Annotated in this window: 18 protein-coding genes; 6 read left to right on the top strand and 12 right to left on the bottom strand. The window is 50.8% G+C overall.

Translation table 11 applies throughout. From position 1 onward, the window contains the following. Positions 1 to 36: 36 nt before the first annotated feature. Complete coding sequence (locus tag H144_RS0112125; protein WP_019942334.1) at positions 37 to 405, top strand: BlaI/MecI/CopY family transcriptional regulator; 369 nt, start codon at positions 37 to 39, stop codon at positions 403 to 405. A gap of 138 nt (positions 406 to 543) precedes the next feature. After that, positions 544 to 2,208, top strand: coding sequence for a M56 family metallopeptidase (locus tag H144_RS0112120; RefSeq protein ID WP_229207890.1), 1,665 nt, complete (start codon positions 544 to 546; stop codon positions 2,206 to 2,208). A gap of 57 nt (positions 2,209 to 2,265) precedes the next feature. Here the strand turns inward: H144_RS0112120 and H144_RS0112115 are convergent, their stop codons facing one another. The 6 genes from H144_RS0112115 to H144_RS0112090 form a co-directional block, all read right to left on the bottom strand. Further along, a complete protein-coding gene (locus tag H144_RS0112115; protein ID WP_019942332.1) occupies positions 2,266 to 4,029 on the bottom strand; it encodes a phospho-sugar mutase in 1,764 nt (587 codons plus the stop codon). A 51-nt stretch (positions 4,030 to 4,080) separates the two neighbouring features. Continuing rightward, positions 4,081 to 6,771, bottom strand: a complete 2,691-nt coding sequence (locus H144_RS0112110; protein ID WP_026350631.1) for an MGH1-like glycoside hydrolase domain-containing protein — start codon at positions 6,769 to 6,771, stop codon at positions 4,081 to 4,083. A gap of 193 nt (positions 6,772 to 6,964) precedes the next feature. Beyond that, a complete protein-coding gene (locus H144_RS31745) occupies positions 6,965 to 8,665 on the bottom strand; it encodes a D-alanine--D-alanine ligase family protein (protein WP_019942330.1) in 1,701 nt (566 codons plus the stop codon). 161 nt (positions 8,666 to 8,826) lie between these two features. Next, positions 8,827 to 9,084 (bottom strand): NifU family protein, encoded by a 258-nt coding sequence (locus H144_RS0112100; RefSeq protein WP_019942329.1) that lies wholly within the window; start codon positions 9,082 to 9,084, stop codon positions 8,827 to 8,829. Between the two features lie 68 nt (positions 9,085 to 9,152). Further along, the gene (locus tag H144_RS0112095) at positions 9,153 to 10,259 is read right to left on the bottom strand and encodes an Mrp/NBP35 family ATP-binding protein (protein WP_019942328.1); all 1,107 of its coding nucleotides are present in this window, start codon (positions 10,257 to 10,259) and stop codon (positions 9,153 to 9,155) included. A 59-nt stretch (positions 10,260 to 10,318) separates the two neighbouring features. Then, positions 10,319 to 11,320 carry a GSCFA domain-containing protein gene (locus H144_RS0112090; RefSeq protein ID WP_019942327.1) on the bottom strand — a complete coding sequence of 334 codons (1,002 nt, stop codon included), beginning with the start codon at positions 11,318 to 11,320 and terminating at the stop codon, positions 10,319 to 10,321. A gap of 149 nt (positions 11,321 to 11,469) precedes the next feature. On the opposite strand from H144_RS0112090, the gene H144_RS33255 reads away from it, so the two are divergent. The 3 genes from H144_RS33255 to H144_RS0112070 all read left to right on the top strand — a co-directional run bounded on the left by H144_RS33255 (position 11,470) and on the right by H144_RS0112070 (position 14,839). After that, on the top strand, positions 11,470 to 11,946 hold the full coding sequence (locus H144_RS33255; protein ID WP_019942326.1) for a DUF6934 family protein: 477 nt from the start codon (positions 11,470 to 11,472) through the stop codon (positions 11,944 to 11,946). Positions 11,947 to 12,077: 131 nt separating this feature from the next. Then, complete coding sequence (locus H144_RS0112075) at positions 12,078 to 12,914, top strand: glycoside hydrolase family 16 protein (RefSeq protein WP_019942324.1); 837 nt, start codon at positions 12,078 to 12,080, stop codon at positions 12,912 to 12,914. A 38-nt stretch (positions 12,915 to 12,952) separates the two neighbouring features. Next, positions 12,953 to 14,839: a DNA polymerase III subunit gamma/tau gene (locus H144_RS0112070; RefSeq protein ID WP_019942323.1), complete on the top strand. Its 1,887-nt coding sequence runs from the start codon at positions 12,953 to 12,955 to the stop codon at positions 14,837 to 14,839. On the opposite strand, the gene coaE is transcribed toward H144_RS0112070, so the two are convergent. The 6 genes from coaE to nusB all read right to left on the bottom strand — a co-directional run bounded on the left by coaE (position 14,836) and on the right by nusB (position 18,576). Further along, the gene (gene coaE / locus H144_RS0112065; RefSeq protein WP_019942322.1) at positions 14,836 to 15,444 is read right to left on the bottom strand and encodes a dephospho-CoA kinase; all 609 of its coding nucleotides are present in this window, start codon (positions 15,442 to 15,444) and stop codon (positions 14,836 to 14,838) included. The genes H144_RS0112070 and coaE overlap by 4 nt on opposite strands. A gap of 22 nt (positions 15,445 to 15,466) precedes the next feature. Then, on the bottom strand, positions 15,467 to 16,084 hold the full coding sequence (locus H144_RS0112060) for a YbbR-like domain-containing protein (protein WP_019942321.1): 618 nt from the start codon (positions 16,082 to 16,084) through the stop codon (positions 15,467 to 15,469). Between the two features lie 126 nt (positions 16,085 to 16,210). Further along, positions 16,211 to 16,516: a preprotein translocase subunit YajC gene (gene yajC, locus H144_RS0112055; protein ID WP_019942320.1), complete on the bottom strand. Its 306-nt coding sequence runs from the start codon at positions 16,514 to 16,516 to the stop codon at positions 16,211 to 16,213. 24 nt (positions 16,517 to 16,540) lie between these two features. Next, positions 16,541 to 16,996, bottom strand: coding sequence for a DUF1573 domain-containing protein (locus H144_RS0112050; protein WP_019942319.1), 456 nt, complete (start codon positions 16,994 to 16,996; stop codon positions 16,541 to 16,543). Between the two features lie 8 nt (positions 16,997 to 17,004). Then, entirely contained in the window at positions 17,005 to 17,307 is a 303-nt protein-coding gene (locus tag H144_RS0112045) for a YtxH domain-containing protein (protein ID WP_015814366.1), read from the bottom strand. Positions 17,308 to 17,409: 102 nt separating this feature from the next. Continuing rightward, complete coding sequence (nusB, locus tag H144_RS0112040) at positions 17,410 to 18,576, bottom strand: transcription antitermination factor NusB (protein ID WP_019942317.1); 1,167 nt, start codon at positions 18,574 to 18,576, stop codon at positions 17,410 to 17,412. Between the two features lie 234 nt (positions 18,577 to 18,810). Here nusB and H144_RS0112035 point away from each other — a divergent pair, with 234 nt between their 5' ends. After that, a complete protein-coding gene (locus tag H144_RS0112035) occupies positions 18,811 to 20,592 on the top strand; it encodes an ABC transporter ATP-binding protein (protein WP_026350630.1) in 1,782 nt (593 codons plus the stop codon). Positions 20,593 to 20,704: the final 112 nt, after the last annotated feature.

The raw sequence follows: 20,704 nt of genomic DNA, 5'->3' as shown, positions 1-20,704 counted from the left end.
TTTGTTAACTATAAAAATAGTTTCAATATTTACCGCATGGAACTTGAAAAGCTAACCAACAAAGAAGAAGAAGTGATGCAGGTGCTGTGGAAGCAAGGCGCCGCATTCGTGAAAGACATGCTTCCGCTTTTTACCGAACCCAGGCTGCACTACAATACACTTTCGACCATGATCCGAAACCTGGAAGAGAAAGGGTATGTATCGCACCGGCAGTTCGGGAACACGTACGAGTATTTTCCGGTCGTGAAGCAGGAGGATTATCAAAATCACTTCGTCCTGAACAAGGTCGTTGGAGGGTACTTCAACCATTCCTACAAGGACCTTGTGGCCTATTTCGCCAAACAGGAAAAAGTGACACCGGACGACCTGCGTGAGATCATCCGGATGATCGAAGAAGGAGTATAGTATTGATCTAAACCATTAATCCGCCGACTTATGCTGATCCCTTACCTTATGAAAGTCAGTCTGGTACTGGCTGTTCTTACACTGGCCTACCGCTGGCTCATTCAGTTTGAGACTTTTTCAAAACTAAACCGCATTCTGTTGTGGCTCAATGCCGCAGCAGCCTGGACGCTGCCGCTCGTAAAACTTCCCGACTGGGGCCCGAAAGCTGTGCAGGCAGAATTTCATCATAGCATTCCGAAAGTAGTAGGCAAGCTCCCGATGCTAGGCACCCCACTTGCCACCGTACAATTCGAGGCGTTGCATGTGACGTCCGCGACCGCTGGATCATCGGTAAATACAGCTGAATGGATGATCGTGCTATATCTGGGTGGGGTTTTGGCGCTGTCGGCTTATTTTCTTTTTCAAATCGGGCGGCTATTTTTCATCGTAACACGAGGCAAGAAGGAGCAATGCGTGAATGGAACATGCATTGTTAGAGTGGCTGGCTCGACGCCCTACTCTTTCTTTAAATGGATCATTCTTGATGTGGAAAAGCATTCGGATTCAGAGTTGCGGAATATCGTCGCTCACGAGTCGGAACACGCCCGGCAGTGGCATAGTGCTGATTTGTTGCTGGGCGAAATTCAGCGCATTTTCCTGTGGTTCAACCCGTTTGCCTGGGTACACCAAAAACTTGTGCAGGAAAACCTCGAATACCTGGCCGATCGCGCTGTGCTGGATAATGGTTTTGAGAAAAAACAATATCAATACAACCTGCTCAATACCGCACTGCGTACGCACGAGCTACCACTGACCAATTCATTTGCTCAGTCGTTGCTTAAAAAACGAATTAAAATGATGAACCGAAAACCGTCGCACTACTTAGTTTGGGGAAAGTATGCGGTCGCGCTTGCATTGATTTACATTTCGTCGGCATTCGTGGCACCTTACCGTGAGCAGATGATCCGGCTGACACCGAAAGAGATCCGCCCGTTTGTGACGCCACTGGTTGGGGAAGTGATTGATACAAAGGCATCCGATAATCAAGCTTTTACGGACGAAAAGTATAAATCAGAAACCGACTCCTCAACGAACGCCAGCAAACTTTCACGTGATAGAGCAACTAACGTAGAGAATGCAAAGTCAGAAGAATTTGAGCCGAAATCAACGAAAGGCATTTTGATCGTCAACAAGACATTGTACTGGGCCATCACGCCATTGACGACATGGGATGACATTAACGCCATCAAAGCAGTCATGAAAAAATTCGGGCAGGAGTTTGAAGTCAATAAATTACAATTCGACCCGCTGCAACAATACATTACCGCCGTGTCGGTTCGTATCAGTTCAAAAGGCGGCTACGGGACCGGCGAAGAGCAAGGAGATGCCGAATTTGAACCTATGAAAGGCTATTCAGGCTTCATTTCGGGCTTTGAGAGCGGAATGGGCCGACTTCCGCCTGCACCTTTACTCAATGAAATGGAGCAGGATTACGAAAAAGCACTTGCGATTGCAAAACGAAATGAGGTCGCCTATTTTGAATTCAAATTGGGGCAAAGCCTTGGCGCGCATTCCGCACGCACCTATACACGCCAACTGCTCATCGGACCGAATGCCGCGCAGTCTTACAACAAGAACGGCATTGGTACGTCAGCGGCGAATACGCTTCAAATTTCGGATTATCACAAAAACGCCACATTGTATCTCAACACCGGTACAACCACTTTCACTGAGCTGAATGAATTGCCTATTTCGAAAGTCGAGCGGGTGACGTTACTCGAAGACAGTGCCCGACGAAAATACATTATAGTATATGCCCGATAACGCAAAAAAGGCGGCCCGAATGGGCCGCCTTCACGTATATTAAACCTGATTAAGGTCTTATTTCAAATTCAGCTCCTCGCCGATCGCCTTCACTTTGTCTTTCAGTGAAGCGTAAACGCTGTCGAAATCCTCGCTCTTTTCGAGTGCTGCGCGAACGCCTACGTAGAACTTGATCTTTGGCTCGGTGCCCGACGGGCGGCAGGTGAATTTCGTGCCGTCTTCGGTGAAGAATTGCAGTACATTCGACGATTCGATACCCATTTCGCCAGATGGAATGGATGTGGTCGCATGCGTTTTGAAATCGGTAGTGGTTAATGCCTTATAGTCGTCCATGCGTACTACCGGCGAGCCTGCGATGGTTTTCGGCGGGTTAGCGCGGAAATCGGCCATCATTTGCTGGATTTCGTCTGCGCCGGATTTACCCTTTTTGGTCAGCGAGATCAGCCCTTCGTAATAGAAACCAAACTGTTTGTAGATTTCCATCAGCATATCGAAGAGGCTCAGGCCCTTGTCTTTGGCATAGGCCGTCAGCTCGGCGATCATCGCGCAGGAAGCGATCGCGTCCTTGTCACGCACCGCGTCGCCGATGAGGTAGCCGTAGCTTTCCTCCCCGCCGCCGATGAACTGCTCCTGGCCTTCCTTCTCACGGATTACCTGGGCTATGTATTTGAAACCGGTGAGCGTGTTGTAGCATTTCACGTCGTAAGCTGCCGCCATCTTGTCAATCAGGTCGGTGGTTACGATGGTTTTGCACACAAACTGCGTCCCGGTGAGTTTTCCGGCGTCTTTCCAGGCGTTCAGAAGATAATAAATGAGGACGCTGGCCGTCTGATTGCCATTCAAAAGCTGGATTTCGCCGTGGTGGTTTTTCACCGCGATACCTACACGGTCGGAATCAGGGTCGGTGCCCATGACGAGGTCCGCGTCGATTTCCCTGGCCTTTTCAACGGCTTTGGACATCGCTTCGCTTTCCTCGGGGTTGGGATAAACCACCGTCGGGAATTGGCCATTGCCTTTCGGTTCGGCCTGTTCTTCGATCACGGTTACGGCCTGGAAGCCCATTTTACCGAGCAATTGCGGCACGAGTGTGACGCCCGTTCCGTGCAGCGGCGTATACACGATTTTCAGGTCTTTCTGACGTTCCAATGCACCTTTCGAAATGGACAGGGACAGGATATGGTCAATGTATTTTTCATCCACATCCGCACCGATCTTCGTGATTTTCGACGCATCGCCGTCGAATTTCACCTGGTCAATGGAAGTGATTGCATTTACTTCGTTGATAATGTTGGTATCGTGCGGCGCTACCACTTGCGAACCGTCGGTCCAGTAGGCTTTGTAACCGTTATATTCTTTGGGGTTGTGTGAAGCCGTTACCACTACCCCGCTTTTGCAGCCCAGCAAACGGATCGCGAAGGAAAGCTCAGGCGTCGGGCGCAATGCTTCGAACAGGTACACGGAAATGCCGTTGGCTGTGAAAATATCGGCGATGATCTTCGCAAACTCGTCCGATTTAATACGACTGTCGTAAGCCACGGCCACGCTTTTTTCCTCATTCGGGAATGCCTTGTTGAGGTAATTGGCCAAACCCTGCGTAGCGCTGCCGACCGTGTAGCGGTTCATGCGGTTGGAACCGATGCCGATGAGGCCCCTCAAACCGCCCGTTCCGAATTCGAGGTCCTTGTAAAACGCGTCTGTCAGTTCAGTATCGTTGCCTTCATCAATCAGTTGTTGAATGGATTGTTTTGTATCGATATCGTAATCACCGTTGAGCCAGCTGCTCACTTTGGTCATCACATTCGGTTCCAATTTTGCAGTCATAATGAGTTAAAGAGAATAAATTAAGAGAATGATAAAATGTAAGTGTGGATACTATTTACTGATTTCAACCGGCTCTTTCTCGATCGCCGAAAACTGTTCTTTGGCCGTTTTGTGGATCAGCTCCGCTACGAGCCCTGTCCAGCCCGTCTGGTGGCTTGCGCCGCAGCCGCGGCCATTGTCGCCGTGGAAATATTCGTAAAAAAGAACGTGCTCGTTAAAATTCGGGTCTTTCTGCATTTTTTCATCGTGCCCGTACACCGCCCTTTTCCCTTCCGAATCCTTCTTGAAAATGTCGATCAACCGGCATGCAATGGCCAGTGCGGCGTCTTTGATCGTTGTCAGGTTGCCGGAATTGGTCGGGTATTCGATCATGAAATCCTCGCCGTAATAGGAATGGAATTTCATCAGGGAGTCGAAAATGAGGTAGTTCAGCGGGAACCAGATCGGGCCGCGCCAGTTGGAGTTACCGCCCATAATGTCGGTCAATGCTTCCGCCGGCGTGTAATCTACCTGCAACACCTCCCCATTGATATAAAACTTGTACGGGTTCTGCTCATGGTATTTGGACAACGCCCGCACGCCGTAATCCGACAGGAATTCGCTCTCATCGAGCATCCGTTTCATGATCATCTTCATCCGGTGCCCGCGCAGGATCGACAGCAGCCTGTTCTCGCCTTTTCCCGACTCGAACCACCGCGATATCAACCTCGCCAGGTCCGGCCGGTTGGCCAACACCCATTCCACACGCCGTTTGAAAACCGGTAGTTTGTCCAGATTCTGCGGGTCCAGAATTTCTACGGCAAAAAGCGGGATAAGGCCTACGATCGAGCGTACTTTCAGCAAAATACTTTGTCCGTTCGGAATGTGGATCACATCGTAATAGAACTGGTCTTCCTCGTCCCAGAGACTGATCGACGAATTTTTCCCGCCAATAGACTCCATCGCGCCCGCAATGTGCAGGAAGTGCTCGAAGAATTTGGAAGCCATATCCTGGTAAACACCGTGCACCAGGGCGATCTCCACCGAAATGCGCAGCATATTGAGCGTATACATGGCCATCCAGCCCGTAGCATCGGCCTGTTGGAGCTTGCCGCCGAACGGCATCGGCGTAGAGCGGTCGAATACCCCTATGTTATCGAGCCCGAGGAAGCCGCCGCTGAAAATGTTATTGCCCGTATCGTCCTTCTGGTTGACCCACCATGTGAAGTTCAGGAGCAGTTTATGGAATATTTTTTCCAAAAACTCGATATCTCCCACCCCATTGTTCTGCTCGCGGTCGATCTCGTATACTTTCCACGTCGCCCAGCCATGTACGGGCGGGTTTACGTCGGAGAAGTTCCACTCATAGGCAGGTATCTGCCCGTTCGGATGCATATAATACTCGCGCAGGAGGATTTCGAGCTGTCTTTTGGCAAAATCGGCATCCACCCTTGCCAGCGGCACGCAATGGAAGGCTAAGTCCCATGCCGCAAACCACGGGTACTCCCATTTATCGGGCATTGAAATGATATTGGCCGCATATAAATGCTTCCAGCCCGAGTTACGGCCCCATTTCCGGCCCTGGTTTGGGCCCGGCTGCGCGGGGTCGCCTTTAAGCCATTCGTATACATTGTAATAGTAGAACTGCTTGCTCCAAAGCATCCCGGCGTAGGATTGCCGCTGGATCGAGCGCAGGTCCGCGTCCGCAACGTCGCGCTGAAGGTCATCGTAAAATTCGTCAGCCTCCCGGATACGCTTGCTAAAAAGGTCCTCAAACCCGCCGAATGGCTCTGAAATGGTATGGTTGACGAACCGCAGCCGGAAAGTGGCGCTCTCGCCGCCTTTGATAGTTTTGGTAAAACGCGCCGCTGCTTTCGTACCGATATTGTTCGGATTGACGGTATTGCTCTTCTGGCCGCTGATCACATAATCATTGATACCGTCCTTAGGATAAGCGGTATTATTGGCCGTACCGTAAAGTTTCTTGAAATTGGTTTCGTTCTCGCAGAACAACAGCTCATCCGCACCGTCGAGGTATAGGTTATATTTACCATGTTTCCGGTGGGTTACCTCGATCAGCCGGTTGGAAATACCATTCATGATCGGCTTGTAGTTGAACGCCTCGTAACCCCACGACCAGGTATTCCGGAACATAATCTGCGGCAGCACCGTGATGGGCGCGTCCTCTTTCCCCCGGTTGAAAACCGTCACTTTCATGAGAATATCCTCCTCGTCGGCCTTGGCGTGCTCGATGAAGATATCGAAGTAATCGTCGTTATCGAACACACCGGTGTCCATGATTTCGTACTCCGGGTCCTGTTTACCGCGCCGGCCGTTCTCCTGTCGCAATTTTTCGTAGGGAAATGGCTGCTGCGGGTATTTGTAAAGCATTTTGGTGTACGAATGCGTCGGCGTGCTATCGAGGTAATAGTACATTTCCTTCACATCCTCCCCGTGGTTCGATTCCCGGTTAGTCAGTCCGAAGATCCGTTCCTTCAATATTTTGTCCTTATGGTTCCAGAACCCGAACGAGAGACATATATGCTGTTTGTTATCAGAAAAACCACCGATCCCGTCCTCGCCCCAGCGGTATGCTTTGGAAAGGGCCATTTCGTGGGTAATGTAGTTCCAGGCATCGCCATTCCCGCTGTAATCCTCGCGAACGGTCCCCCATTGGCGTTCAGACAGGTAAGGCCCCCACTTTTTCCATCCCTTATTTTCTTTCTGAAGACTCAATCTAACTTTTTCAGCTCCTTGTGCCATTAATCTGTCAATTTTTCGAAAGGAATGAATTTCAATAATTACCCAATTTAGAAAACCGGTTTTCAAAAACACGAGAAACGGCCAGAAAATTGAAAAAAATTAACAATCTGGTATCACGCCGCTCCCGGGCACGTGAATGCTTGTAAATCGCTCATAATGAGCAATCATTTAGTAACCTCGCAAATACTTGCAATTATAATGCCGGGCTTTCGATTCGGGTGATGTCGTAGGATACCGCACCTGCAAAAAAGGTGGTGATCGACGCCGCTTTCTCCGAAGTCTCGGTCAGCAGCGGGTGGCGCTCCCCGTGCAGCAGCGCCTCCACATCCGATACGTATTCCTTGAACATCAGCGGATTGGACAATTGATAGAACTGGCCGTCGGCGGCTTTCAGTACCGGTACCGGCCTCTTTTTTCCTTCCGCATTGAGCAAGTCGTAACGGCGGCGCGCTTCGGCATACGCCTCGTCAGTGGCGTCGAACACGATCTGTTCGGCAGGTTTTTCCACAGCGACGCCGGCAGTAATCTGCGCATCCAGCTTTTCCAGGAGCGCCCGCAGCGCCCAGGTGTGTTTACCCGTACGTATGCGTTCGCGCAGGGACTGGCGGATGAGGTAGGTCAATGCCTGGGTCACGTTCAGCCCAATCTCCGCCATTTGCTTGAAAATGAAGGAAGTAGGAGACATACCCGGAATGGTGTTCGGATCGTGGAGCAGGATGGTGCCTTCTTCGGTGAGGAAGCCGTCGATGCGCACGCACGCATTGATGCCCAGCTGCTGGAACACCGCGGCAATCATTTGCTGGATTTCCCGGTTCTTTTCCAGCGTAGTGTCCACCGGAATGCGTTTGCGGCTGGCGCCGGGCTTGTATTTGGCGTTAAAATCAAAAACCTGCACCATTTTAATCACCTCGCTTGGTGGTAATGCCAGCGGTGCGCCGTTATCAAACTGAATGCAGCCGCAGGAAAACTCCTGCCCATTCACGAATTCTTCGATCAGCACCTGGTCTTCGGCATTGGAACTGCTCAGCAATGCCTGGTTATTTCCTTCGGAAAAATAGATTTCCAGCTCGCTGATCAGCGTCACAGGATGGTAAATGGTTTTCCCATGAAATACGACAGGAAAGCCGATGCCTTCGTCGAGATTAGCAATTTTCTGCCCCCAGGCCAGTTTTTCGGCTTCATCGAGTTCCTTCCAGGTCGCTGCATCCAGCTCGATCTGGAAAAAGCATTGGTTCACGGCAGCCACGAATTCGTCCAGCGAATCCTCCTTCACGATGGCTACGCCGATAGACGAGCCCTGATGCGGCGCCTTGATCACCAGCGGCAGCCCCAAATGCTTTTTCAGCACCTGGAAGAGCAGCGGGTAATCCTTCGGCACCCACTGGTTATAGGTGAGCGTCCAGCTCTTCTTTTCCTGCCCGTTCACGAGGGCGATCATTTCGTTCTGTAAAATCTTGTCGATACCCACTGCGGAGCCCATCAGGCCGGGGCCGCTGTACGGGATTTTGTACCATTCGAGCAGGCCCTGAATGGCGCCGTCCTCACAGTCGGGCCCATGCATGGCCAGGAATGCGAATTCGAAATGGTTTTTGAAATCGGCGGGGGTAATCAGTGTTCCGGTGTCGGCAGGCACATCGGCCGCGGCGAGTTCGGGAAACGATTCGATGTATGTTTTGAAGCCATCTTTTTGAATGCCCGGCGCCGGATAAAACTCCCGGATTTCGGACTGGTACATTAACTCCTTTTGCAACAGTATAAACCTTCCGAAGCTGTCCACAAAAACCGGTACCGGCTCAAAAAGTGACTTGTCGAGGTATTCAAATGCTGTTTTGCCGCCCGCAAATGATATTTCCCGTTCGCGGGAAGGACCTCCAAAAAAAATTCCGATACGCATGTCTGATAATCCTGATTTAGCATTTCAATGTGGTTCGCAATATAACGGACTAAACGGGAGGAATCAATTTCCGGCTATCCAACGCGGGTATTAAAACGCAAAAAGCAGTTCCCCTTTCGGGAAACTGCTTTTTAGGAATATTCAATATTATTTTTCCGCTGTTATGCCAGCTCCGGCACATTGGAAGAAACTACTTTATTAATGTATGGCACAGCTTTACGGATCGATTCTTCCAATCCGGCACGGAACGTCATCGCACTCATCGGGCAGCTTTGGCAGGAGCCTTGCAGTTCCAGCTTCACAACCAGGTCGTCCGTCAGTTCCACAAATTTCACATCACCTCCGTCTGCATGCAGGTAAGGACGCACCGTTTCGAGCGCCTGCTCGATCAATTCTATGGTTTTTTCTTTTGAATCCATTGTTAAAAAGTCTGTCTGCTAAGATGCAAGATTATATCCAAAAAATCAAATCATTCAGTCACTAACTGCTAAACCACGATCTCTACCGCTTTCGTTCTTTCGCGTGACGCATTGCGGATCGCTACCTGCTGCGCCAATGCCTCAGCGGCACTCATAAACGCATCGTTCACAATCGCGTTGGTATCCATCACTGCCGGACGGCCGTCGTCACCCGCCTCGCGGATACCTTGTACCAATGGAATCTGACCGATCAAAGGCACTTCGAATTTATCTGCCAACGCCTGTCCGCCACCTTTTCCGAAGATGTGGTACTTGTGGTCGGGCAGCTCTTCGGGCGTAAACCAGGCCATATTTTCGATCACTCCGAGAATAGGTACGTTAATCTGCGGCTGTTTGAACATGGACAAACCTTTGATCGCATCGGCCAGGGCCACTTTCTGAGGTGTCGTAACCACCACCGCGCCGGTTACCGGAACGGTTTGTACGAGCGTCAGGTGAATGTCGCTGGTACCAGGGGGCAGGTCGATGAGCAGGTAATCCAGCTCGCCCCAGTCGGTATCGCCGAAAAACTGGCGCAATGCCTGGCTCGCCATCGGTCCGCGCCATACGACTGCGCTGTCAGGTGGGGTCAGGAAGCCGATCGACATCATTTTAATGCCGTACTGGCGGATCGGATTGATGTAGTTTTTACCGTCTTTCGGTGTAATGGTGGGCTGCATATTCTCCGCGCCGAACATCACCGGGATCGACGGGCCTGAAATGTCCGCATCGATAATGCCCACTTTCGCGCCTGAACGGTGCAATGCCATCGCAAGGTTGGCCGTAACAGTAGATTTACCGACGCCGCCTTTCCCGGACGAAATCGCAATCACGTTTTTCACGCCGGGGATCAACGGGCCGGTGTGCCGGGTAGTGGTAACGTTGGCTGTGAGCTTGATGATCACCTCCACATCCGGGCTCAGATGCTCGTGGATCGCATTCTCGCAATTCTTTCTGATCAGTTCTTTGAGGGGGCAAGCGGGGGTGGTCAGCACTACCGTAAACCGCACCTGGTTTACCCCGACTTCTATATCCTGGATCATACCGAGCGTCACCAGATCCTTTTTCAGGTCGGGCTCTTCCACAGTACTCAACGCCTGCAATACTTTTTCCTTATTGATTGTAAATTCTCCCATTATTATGGTTGGTACTTTGACTTGATATTATGCAACACGAAATGCGGGCAATGAGTTTGTCACATTCCCGGAAATTCTCCGATTCGCCGCTCTACCTCCTCCATCTCCGCCGAAACGTCCACATTTCGTGACAATGCATTGAGCTTGCTCCACAGCGATTTCAGCATTTTGAGATGCCCCTGTGTGAAACCATGCAGCGGCCGGTGCGCGAGGCTGTCCCGGAGCGACGCCCATTCGTTCATGAATTTCAGCGCGTCGGGCTCGACGTATGTTTGGGTAAAAGCATTGAAAATGTACTGTTCCGCGAGGCTGCTCGGGTGGATCATATCCTCCTTATAGAACCGGTAATCCCGAAGCTCGTCGATCATGATCTCGTACGACGGGAAGTAACCCACGTGCTTGTATTTCTCCGAGAGCCGGTGGCATACGAGCCGCAATGTCGACTTGCTCACCTGGTTAAGCGGGAGCGTGTCGCGGGTGTGGCGCACGGGGCTCACCGTGAGCATAATGCGCATCTTCCGGTTGTATGGGATCAGTTTCTGAATGAGTTGTTCAAATGCGATGGTGATCTGATCGAAATGCAGCAGTTCCTTTACAAACCGGTCGCCGGGCAACTTATGGCAGTTCCCGACGATCAGGTTCGTCTTCCGGTGGCGGTAAGCATATGCAGTGCCCAATGTGATGACGAGCAGATCGGCCTCCGCCAGGAACTCACGCATTTCATCCAGCTTATCCGAAAGCTGCGCATCCAGCGACGCCTGCCCCATGGCCCATTGCGACGAATGAAAATCGTGGTGCAGCCAGATATGATCGGGATTTTGAAGAAACAGCGCGGGGTTAGGCCTTTTTTCCTCCACGGCGCTGTCGAGTATTTTACAAATCGTGAGCGGGTTGAACACCGTACCTACGGGATTGTTGAGCACGTGGAACTTGTAATCGTCCAGCTGGCTTCCCAGCACCTCGGCGAAGCACGAGCCGATGGTCAGTATTTTGGTATGGTGATTAATCCTCCAATCGGGTGCATCCAGCGCGACTTCCGTACTCAACTTAATATCCTTCATTACATAAAAACGACAAGCGGGCCACAAAATTAAGCATGAAAACCAAACGATTTCACTAAATGCTGTGGTTTAGGAATTTATAATTTGGATTATTAAAAAAATTTCTATGTTTGACGGCGTTTCAACACACACTGTAAGTCGTTTAGAATATGGATGAAAGGGGCTATCCGTTTGAGGTCATTCCTGATGAGCACATTTATAAGTTTGAAAGCGTCAGCGCAAACAAAAAGATCCATAAGGCTGTTCTAATGACGCCCACAGCAAATGAATGGCTCTTCAATCTGGCACTGGTAGACGTGGATGAAGATCGATTGCGGGATGATGTGGAAAGCAATAACGGCGACATGCCGGTGATCCTGGCTACCGTGTTTCAGATCGTTGATCATTTTCTGAAAATCAGGCCGGAATGCATTGTCATGTTCAGAGGCAATGACAGTCGCAGGCAAAGGCTGTACCGAATAGCGTTGAGCAGGGAGCTGTTCCGCATTTCAGAGAAATTCGAAATTTTCGGCGGTCAGCATGGCAAGGCGGTCCCTTTTACCCCAAATACTGATTTTGAACTATATTACATTAAACTACGACGACATGAAGGAGACAAAACCATTGGAAGAGACCAAAAAATTTAAACTCTCTCCTGCACAGCAACAGTTCGTTGACCAAAAGTTGAAGGATGCCAACGAGTATCTCCGTACAGCAGACTTATCGGCGCTTTTCGCAGACCGTACCAAAACCGACAAAACAAAGAAAGTGTAGTTTCATGCTGCTTCCAACCCTACCCGAAATAGCCGTTCTTTTGGCGTTATCAGGCTGCGCCCAGCCGTCTCCCGACAAGCTGCCAACCCAGCCTACCTACGAATTCGCCTCTACCCCATCCTGGCAGGACGAATTTACTACACCCGGCGAGCCCGACCCGGCCAAATGGAGCTATAACCTCGGCGATCATGGTTGGGGAAATAATGAGCTGGAAAACTATACCGATAAGATCGGGAATGCCAGGGTAGAGGATGGCAACCTCGTGATCACGGCCATCAAGGAGCCGTCGGGGAAGCAGCAATACAGTTCGGCGCGGCTGGTGTCGAAAGGTAAGGGGGATTTCCTGTACGGGAAATTCGAGATCCGGGCGAAGTTGCCGAAAGGGCGCGGGACATGGCCGGCCATCTGGATGCTGGCCAGCGGGAACGACTATGGCAACAAAGGCTGGCCGGACAACGGCGAGATCGATATCATGGAGCACGTAGGGTTCGACCAGGACCGGGTGCATGGCAATATTCACACGAAAGCATTCAACCATGCGATTAAAACCAACAAGGGTAGCAATGTGGTCGTGCAGGGGCTTTCCGAGGATTTTCACGTGTATACATGTGAATGGACGCCCGATGCCGTGACGATTCTCGTCGATGGAAACGCCTATTTTACATTCAAAAAAGAAGCGGCCTACCAATGGCCCGAATGGCCGTTCGACAAACCATTTCATTTAATTTTAAATATCGCCGTCGGTGGTAACTGGGGCGGGCAGAAGGGCGTGGACGACAGCATTTTCCCGCAAAAAATGGAGGTCGATTACGTCCGCGTGTACCCGCTCGTAACGAAGTAGCGGCTTTGAAAATCCAGTGCACGGAAGTATCTTGCACCATGGATCATTTCGTTGTTTCGGCCAGGAAGTATCGTCCCGTCACCTTTGATTCGGTGGTGGGTCAATCACACATTACTACCACGTTAAAGAATGCCATTCGCACCAATCACCTCGCGCAAGCTTTTCTTTTCTGCGGCCCGCGCGGAGTGGGAAAAACGACTTGCGCGCGTATCCTGGCCAAGACGATCAACTGCCAGAACCTGGGCGACGACGTGGAGGCCTGCGGCGAATGCGAATCATGCGTAAGCTTCCAGAACAACGCTTCTTTCAACATCCACGAGCTCGATGCGGCTTCCAACAACTCCGTGGAAGATATCCGTAACCTGATCGACCAAGTGCGGTACCCGCCCCAAACCGGTAAGTACAAGATCTACATCATCGACGAGGTGCATATGCTCTCGCAGGCCGCCTTCAATGCATTTTTGAAGACATTGGAAGAGCCGCCTTCGTACGCGATTTTCATCCTCGCCACGACGGAGAAGCATAAGATCCTTCCAACAATCCTGTCGCGCTGCCAGATTTTCGACTTCAACCGCATTCAGTCGAAAGACATTGCGCATCATCTTTTGGATATTGCCAAAAAAGAAGGCATTAACGCAGATCATGAAGCCCTCGAACTGATCGGCCAGAAAGCCGACGGCGGTTTGCGTGACGCATTGTCGATGTTCGATTTGAATGTGACCTTTTCCACTGATAACCACCTCACCTATGCGGCGGTACTGGAAAACCTGCATATTCTCGATTACGATTACTATTTCAAAATCACCGACGCGCTAACGGCCGGCAGCATTGCCCGCTCGCTGGTACTTTTCGATGAGATATTAAGAAAAGGATTTGACGGCCATTTGTTCATAGTAGGCCTGTTGGAACATTTCCGGAACCTGCTTGTGTGTAAAGACCCGGCCACGGTTACCTTGCTTCAAGTTTCCGAGTCGGCCGAGCGGAAGTACCTCGAACAGTCGCTCATGGCGGATCTGAGTTTCCTGCTCTCGGCATTGAGCATTACCGGGCAATGCGATATCAACTACAAATCGGCGAAAAACCAGCGGTTGCATGTAGAGCTCTGTCTCATGAAACTCGCCAGTTTGCCCCAGGTTCTTCAACTTCACACCCTTGCAGCCGTTGATGAAACGGCAAAAAAAAAAGTTGAGCCCCAACCCGGACAACCATTAAGCGCATCCGCGAACGCTCCGCAACCAGGCGGCCCGGCCAACAATGGGCAGTACACTAACGGCAACACAACCTCGCCGGCAAATAACACACATGCTACGGCAGCTCAGCCAGCCGCTTTTGCGCAGGCACATGTGCAGCAAACAGCACCGCAACACGCCGCGCCTACACATAATGCACATACGCATGCCGCCAATGCGCCGGCCAATCCCGCGCAAGCTGCAACTTCTCGCCTGAAAAACACCGTTTCCCTCACGCAATCGCTCACGCCACCTTCGCAGGCAGCGAAAGAAGAGACCAGCCAGCCCGCGAAAGTAGACTATGGCACTGTGTCAAACGGAGCGAAAAAAGAGGAGCTGAATTTGGCCAACCTGCAACGGCTATGGTACGAGTTTTCGCAAAAGCGCCTGCAAGCCGGCAATTCCACCACGGAGCAAATTACCCTGAACCGTGAATTTCAGCTGAGCGGCACCACCATTGAAATCGCGTTGGATAACGACCACCAGCTCGACGCTGTGGCGAATGTGCGGTATGAATTACTGGGCTTCCTGAAAGCACGGCTAGATGCACCGAAATTGGATATCAACCCCCGTGTGGCCCCTCAGGAAGTAAACAGGCTGCCTTACACGCCTGCCGAGAAATTCAACTTTTTGGCAGAAAAAAACCCCTATTTACTCGAATTGAAACAAGCATTGGGGCTGGATGTCGATTTTTAATTTCTGGAAGAACCTGCGTTCCGGAAAGTATCGTGCAAATGCAACACTTGCGGTATCAACTCGGAGTCATCGTCGTTTTGCACAAAATAATCGCCTATTTCGCGCCGGTGCTCATCCGAAACCTGCCGTTCGATAATGGCCCGGATTTCTTGTTCCGTGCGGTTGTCGCGTTGCAGGATCCTTTGAATGCGCAGATCCACCGGTGCTTCCACCACCACCACGTAGTCAACGGCATTTGCCTCACCCGCTTTCCCCATAATGGCGGCTTCTTTCAGCACATAAGGAATACCCTCATTTTGCGCAACCCACGATTTTGTGTCACGCATCACCACCGGGTGAATGATCGCATTCAGTTCTTTCAGCAATGGCTCGTTGTCGAAAACCCGTGAAGCGACGTATTTGGTATTATAAAAACCTTCGGCATAAGCTTCCGGCCCCAGTAACGCGGTCACTTTTTCCCTGATCCCGGGGTCGTGGTTCGTGAGCCATTTGGCCCGGCTATCGGCATAGTACACCGGCACGTCCAGGCATTCGAAGAGCCGGCAAACCATGCTTTTACCAGAACCAATACCGCCGGTAACGCCTATCAGGAGGGGAAGTTTCATGGAATGCAGGGTTGGCGATAAGTTATTCCTGCGGAGGCGCCGCAAGGTACTGCGCTACCTCGAAGCTCACGTAAACATCCCGGTGGCTCACTTCCACCAGTGGGGAAACCGGCAGCGGAATGGGCAGGCTTTCGTCGTAGTTGTTCTGGATTTTCGGCGTTTGCACGCGTACCCTGATCGTATCCGGGTAAGATTTGATCTGAGAAACGGGGCCATCTACCGATATCAGCGACGGGGACACATTGATAAAGCTCGAAATCACATACCCTTCACGAATATCGATACCTGTGCTATCGACGCGGATCGGGATGATCTTGCGGATTTTCGGTTCGAAGTTCAGCTCGAATGTGTCGGCTACCACATAGTTCACGTGCAGGTTCGGGAACATGTCCGTGATCTGGTCGGTGAGTGTGGTGGAGTTGATGAAACTGGACACGTTCGGGTTTTGTACCCGGTAGATCACCGGGTTAGCATTGAAATTCAGCCAGGATTTTTGGAGTAATGTCCAGCCGTCGCCCGTCACGTTCACCGAAATCCGCTTCGGGAGCGGCTGCATGGGCACGTAGGCCGCATTATCGTATTCGATCGACAGCGGGTAATTCAGTTTGAGAGAATAATTGTCCTTATTGAGGACGTTCATTAACCAAAAAAAGGATGCTGCAAGCAAGCATCCTATAAATGTTTTGATCCTGTTCTGGTTGGGTGGGACTTGGCTCACAACAATTTTGAAATTGCATGCATTGCGGCGAATGCATGCTGTTCACAATTAGTTACCCGCAATCGTGCGGGAAATCGCCGATTTCTCGACTGTTAATTTCACACCTTTATCCAACTCAAGCGTCACCGTCGCTTCCTCCACCGTGTAAACCCGTGCATGGATTCCACCGATGGTCACGACCTGGTCGCCCTTTTTCAGGTTATTCAGCAATTCTTTCTGCTCCTTCTGCTTCTTCTGTTGCGGACGGATCATGAAAAAATAGAATACCCCGATGATACCAACCCACATTACGACCTGATAGATCATCCCTTGTGAGCCGCCGGCTCCTGCTTGTGCTAAAATAGAAAAATTCATTGTAGTAGATGGGTTGTATAAATGTTACTTCTTCGCCGTTGTCGAATCGACGGCCGGCTGAGGTGCTGCATTAACGATGCCTTTCAGCCTCAATTCGATATTAGCCGGCTCGGTATTGGCGTAAACCGTAATGGTTTTAACCTGCGGGCCTGCCTTGTGCTTGCTGTCGAAACGTACTTTAATGCTGGACGTCTGCTTTGCTTCGATCGGGTCTTTCGGCCATTCGGGCGTCGTACACCCGCACGAGGAACTGATATTATTGAGGATCAGCGGGTATTCGCCGTCGTTGCGGAATTTGAACTCGTGTTCCACAATGGCACCTTCCTCGATCGTCCCGAAATCATACTCGGTACTATCGATCAAAGCAAAAACAGGCATCTTTGAACTTGCCTGTTTTTCCTCGCCTTTCTTGTCAGTTTTGGAACAACCGGAAAAAGCTACTGCCAATCCCAGCACCGCGAAAAGGGCTATTTTCTTCATAGAAAGCATTAGCTGGCTTGTCCCTTGATCTGCGCCATCAGGCGATCGACGTCTTCCAGCAGCTTTTCGGCTTTTTCACGGGCATCATTCACCACGCGCTCGCCTTCCGTTCTGGAAAAATTGTCGGGCTGGTCTTTCTTATCAACCAGGTCCTGAATAACTTCTTGCAGTTTTTCACGGTATTTGGACAGCCTGTATGTAAGCTGGGTACGAAGCACCTCCCCTTTGTCGGGAGCGTAAAGGATACCCAGTGCCGCGCCCGTAGCGCAGCCTGTCAGGAATGCGATTAAAGTATTACTGGTTTTACTCATGATTTCTCTTAGTTTTTTAGCTGTTAACAGGGGCTCAGCTTCATTTTCTATAATGGCCTCCAAAAATTGTTCCATTATACCCGGCCCCAATTTCGTCAGCTTTTACTTATTATCAATCAATCCGCGCCCGCTTTTTCTGATCACGCCTTCCTTCGCAAGCTTGACGGACAGTACGTCGAGGACGCCGTTCACAAACTTACCACTTTTTGGGGTACTGTACCTTTTTGCAATCTCGATAAACTCATTGATGGTGACTTTCACGGGGATACCCGGGAAATGGATCAGCTCCGCGAGGGCTGTTTTCAGGATAATGAGGTCCACCAATGCGATCCTTTCGAGTTCCCAGTTTTTCAATTGGTCTTCAAGATAAATATCGTACTGGTCGCTATCCCTAACCACAATTTTACACAACTCTTCCACAAATGCCCTGTCTTCTTCCCAATCCTTGGTCAGCGGTGCGAGCTGGAACGTGTGCGCGTGGTCGGCCGTACGCAGGGTTTTGATCGCAAGGCTGCGGATCAGTTCGGCGTGGTCGGCCCAGTAAAGGTCACGTTGTTCGAGATAGTCGAGTGAGACCTCGTGTTTGAGGATAATCTGACGCAGGACGTGCTGGATCAGCTCCTGGTCTTCCTCCGGCTCGTGCGAAGCCGATTTGCAATATGTTTCATAGGTTTCGTCCTTCCGCAATGCCTCCCGGTAAATCTTCCGGATCAGGTTCATTTCGTCGGACCAGTTGATGCCGCTGCGGATAATTTCTTCCGTCAGCGCCTTGTCTTCCTGCAATACCTTGATCACCCGGTTGGAATCCAGGCCCGAATCTTTCGGGAATGGAGCCTCGGGGTCTTCGTACCTGCGCTCGCGGTCGATTTTCGCCTGGTGCGCCAGTTCGATCAGCATCGACAGGATTCTGATAAAGTCGACGTAAATGGTTTCCGTCTCATTCAAAACCCTTCTTACGAGTTTCTCTCCATCCGAATTAGTCTGCCGGGTATATGCCTCATAGGCGCTTCTCGCTACGGTCAATACTTTGGCCGGAAGCTCCTCGTCTTCGTTCGGCTTGCCGTGCTTGATGAACTCGTCGAGCGTCATATTCGCGAGTTGCTTCATTCCGGAGAGCTTTTTGCGATCCTGAAACTCCATCGAGTTGAGGTCGGGCGCGAAAGCTTCTTCAATATTGTCGAGCGCCAGCAAACGGTTCGCGTCGGCGGTGAGTTGCCGCGCATAAAGTGCCTGAACCGCCTTGGTTCTTAGTAATCTTCTATTCAGCATAAGCCGGAATACTATTTGGATAAAAGGTACAGTAAATCAAAGAACGTGTCTGCATGTGCTGCAAGGCCATTCTGTGGTGTACCCCGCATTGGATGTTTTTGAAATTGACCGCAAAATTAGACTATTTTGTTCACAATCGGAAAATTGGGACGCGCCGTTTTAATTTTGCAACGTTTTAGTAAAATAGGATGTTGGCTAGAAAACATCCTGCGCGGCGATCTTAAATCTGAACTGGTGAAAGCATTAAAGTTCCTCAACAAATATTTGTGGAAATACAAGTGGTATCTCATTCTGGGTATCCTTTTTACGATCATATCCAATCTTTTTGGCATTATCCCGGCCCAGCTTGTGCGTTACGCGCTCGACCTCGTGATCGAAACGCTCGATGTTTATTACCTCTACCATGGCATGTCGCTCCAAACCGACATGTATGACATTTTTGCGTTCAGCATCCTGCTCTACGGCTTCCTGATCCTGGTCATGGCCTTGCTGAAAGGGATATTTCTCTTCCTGGTGCGCCAAACGATCATCGTCATGTCGCGGCACATCGAGTTTGAGCTCAAAAACGACATTTACGCCCACTACCAGACGCTCCCGGCCGCATTTTTCCGCCGCCATAGTACCGGCGACCTTATGGCCCGCATTTCGGAAGACGTGAGCAATGTCCGCATTTACGTCGGTCCGGCGCTCATGTACGGCATTAACCTCATCGTGCTGTTCTTCCTCGTCATCTCGTATATGATTTCGGTGAGTGCCAAACTGACTTTTTTCGTCCTTTTGCCGCTACCGGTGCTCTCGATCAGTGTATATGTGGTCAACAGCATGATCATGAAACGCTCGCAGGAAATTCAGAAGCAGCTTTCCGCATTGTCCACATACGTGCAGGAAGCGTTTTCAGGTATACGGGTGATCAAGTCATTTGTCCAGGAAAAACGTTCCTATGCCAATTTCGAGAAGGAAGCGGAGGTTTTTAAAACCAAATCGCTGGGACTGACCAAAGTCGACGCATTCTTCTACCCGATTATCATGCTGCTCATCGGCCTGAGCAACATCCTCGTAATTTTTGTCGGCGGCCAGGAAATCATCAATGGAAGGCTTACGCCGGGCAACATCACCGAGTTTATATTGTATGTCAATATGCTCACCTGGCCAGTGATGGCATTGGGCTGGACTACAAGCCAGATCCAGCGCGCAGCATCTTCGCAGCAGCGGATCAATGAATTTCTGGATGAAAAAACGACACTGACTTCCGAGAAAAACCTGAACCGGCCGGTAACGGGCAAGGTCACCTTCCGCCACGTAGGTTTCGTTTATCCCGATTCGGGCATTAAAGCGCTCCAAGATTTCGATCTGACAGTCGAAGCCGGCGAAACCGTAGCTATCCTCGGCACGACCGGCTCCGGCAAAAGTACGCTGGCGCATCTGCTATGCCGTCTTTACGACCCTACCGAAGGCCAGATCCTGATCGACGACATCCCGATGAAAGATTACGACGTGCGCGGTTACCGCCGTCAGATCGGCTATGTTCCGCAGGACGTATTCCTGTTTTCGGACAGCATCCAGAACAATGTCCGCTTCGGTACGGAGGATATGCCGTTCGAAAGGATCGAACAGGCCGTGAAGGACGCCGATTTGTATAACAATATCAAAGATTTCCCGCAGGGCTACGAAACCATGCTCGGCGAGAGGGGCATTACCCTCTCCGGCGGACAAAAGCAGCGCCTTTCCATCGCCCGCGCCATCGCCCGCGACCCAAAAATCCTCGTCCTGGACGACTGCCTCTCGGCCGTCGACACCAATACCGAGAATATCATTCTCAACAATATGAAACGCATCATGGACCACCGCACATCCGTGATCATCTCCCACCGCGTATCCTCCGCCAAGCTAGCCGACAAAATCGTAGTCCTCGACGAGGGCCGCATTGTAGAACAAGGCACGCATTCCGAGCTCATGGCGCTGAATGGGGCATATAAAGAGCTGTACGAGAAGCAGCTAATTTCGGAGGAGGTATAAAATACGACCTGCGCTTGACATAAACGTGAATTGATTAGCTTTGAATAGTTATCCATTCACCAACCACACTATGAGACGCTAGCTTATTTGTGGGACGCCAACGTCGCCATGT

This window comes from Dyadobacter beijingensis DSM 21582 (assembly GCF_000382205.1).
Taxonomy (GTDB): domain Bacteria; phylum Bacteroidota; class Bacteroidia; order Cytophagales; family Spirosomataceae; genus Dyadobacter; species Dyadobacter beijingensis.
The sequence above is the reverse complement of the archived record's forward strand: the minus strand, read 5'-3'. Positions and strand labels throughout refer to the sequence as shown.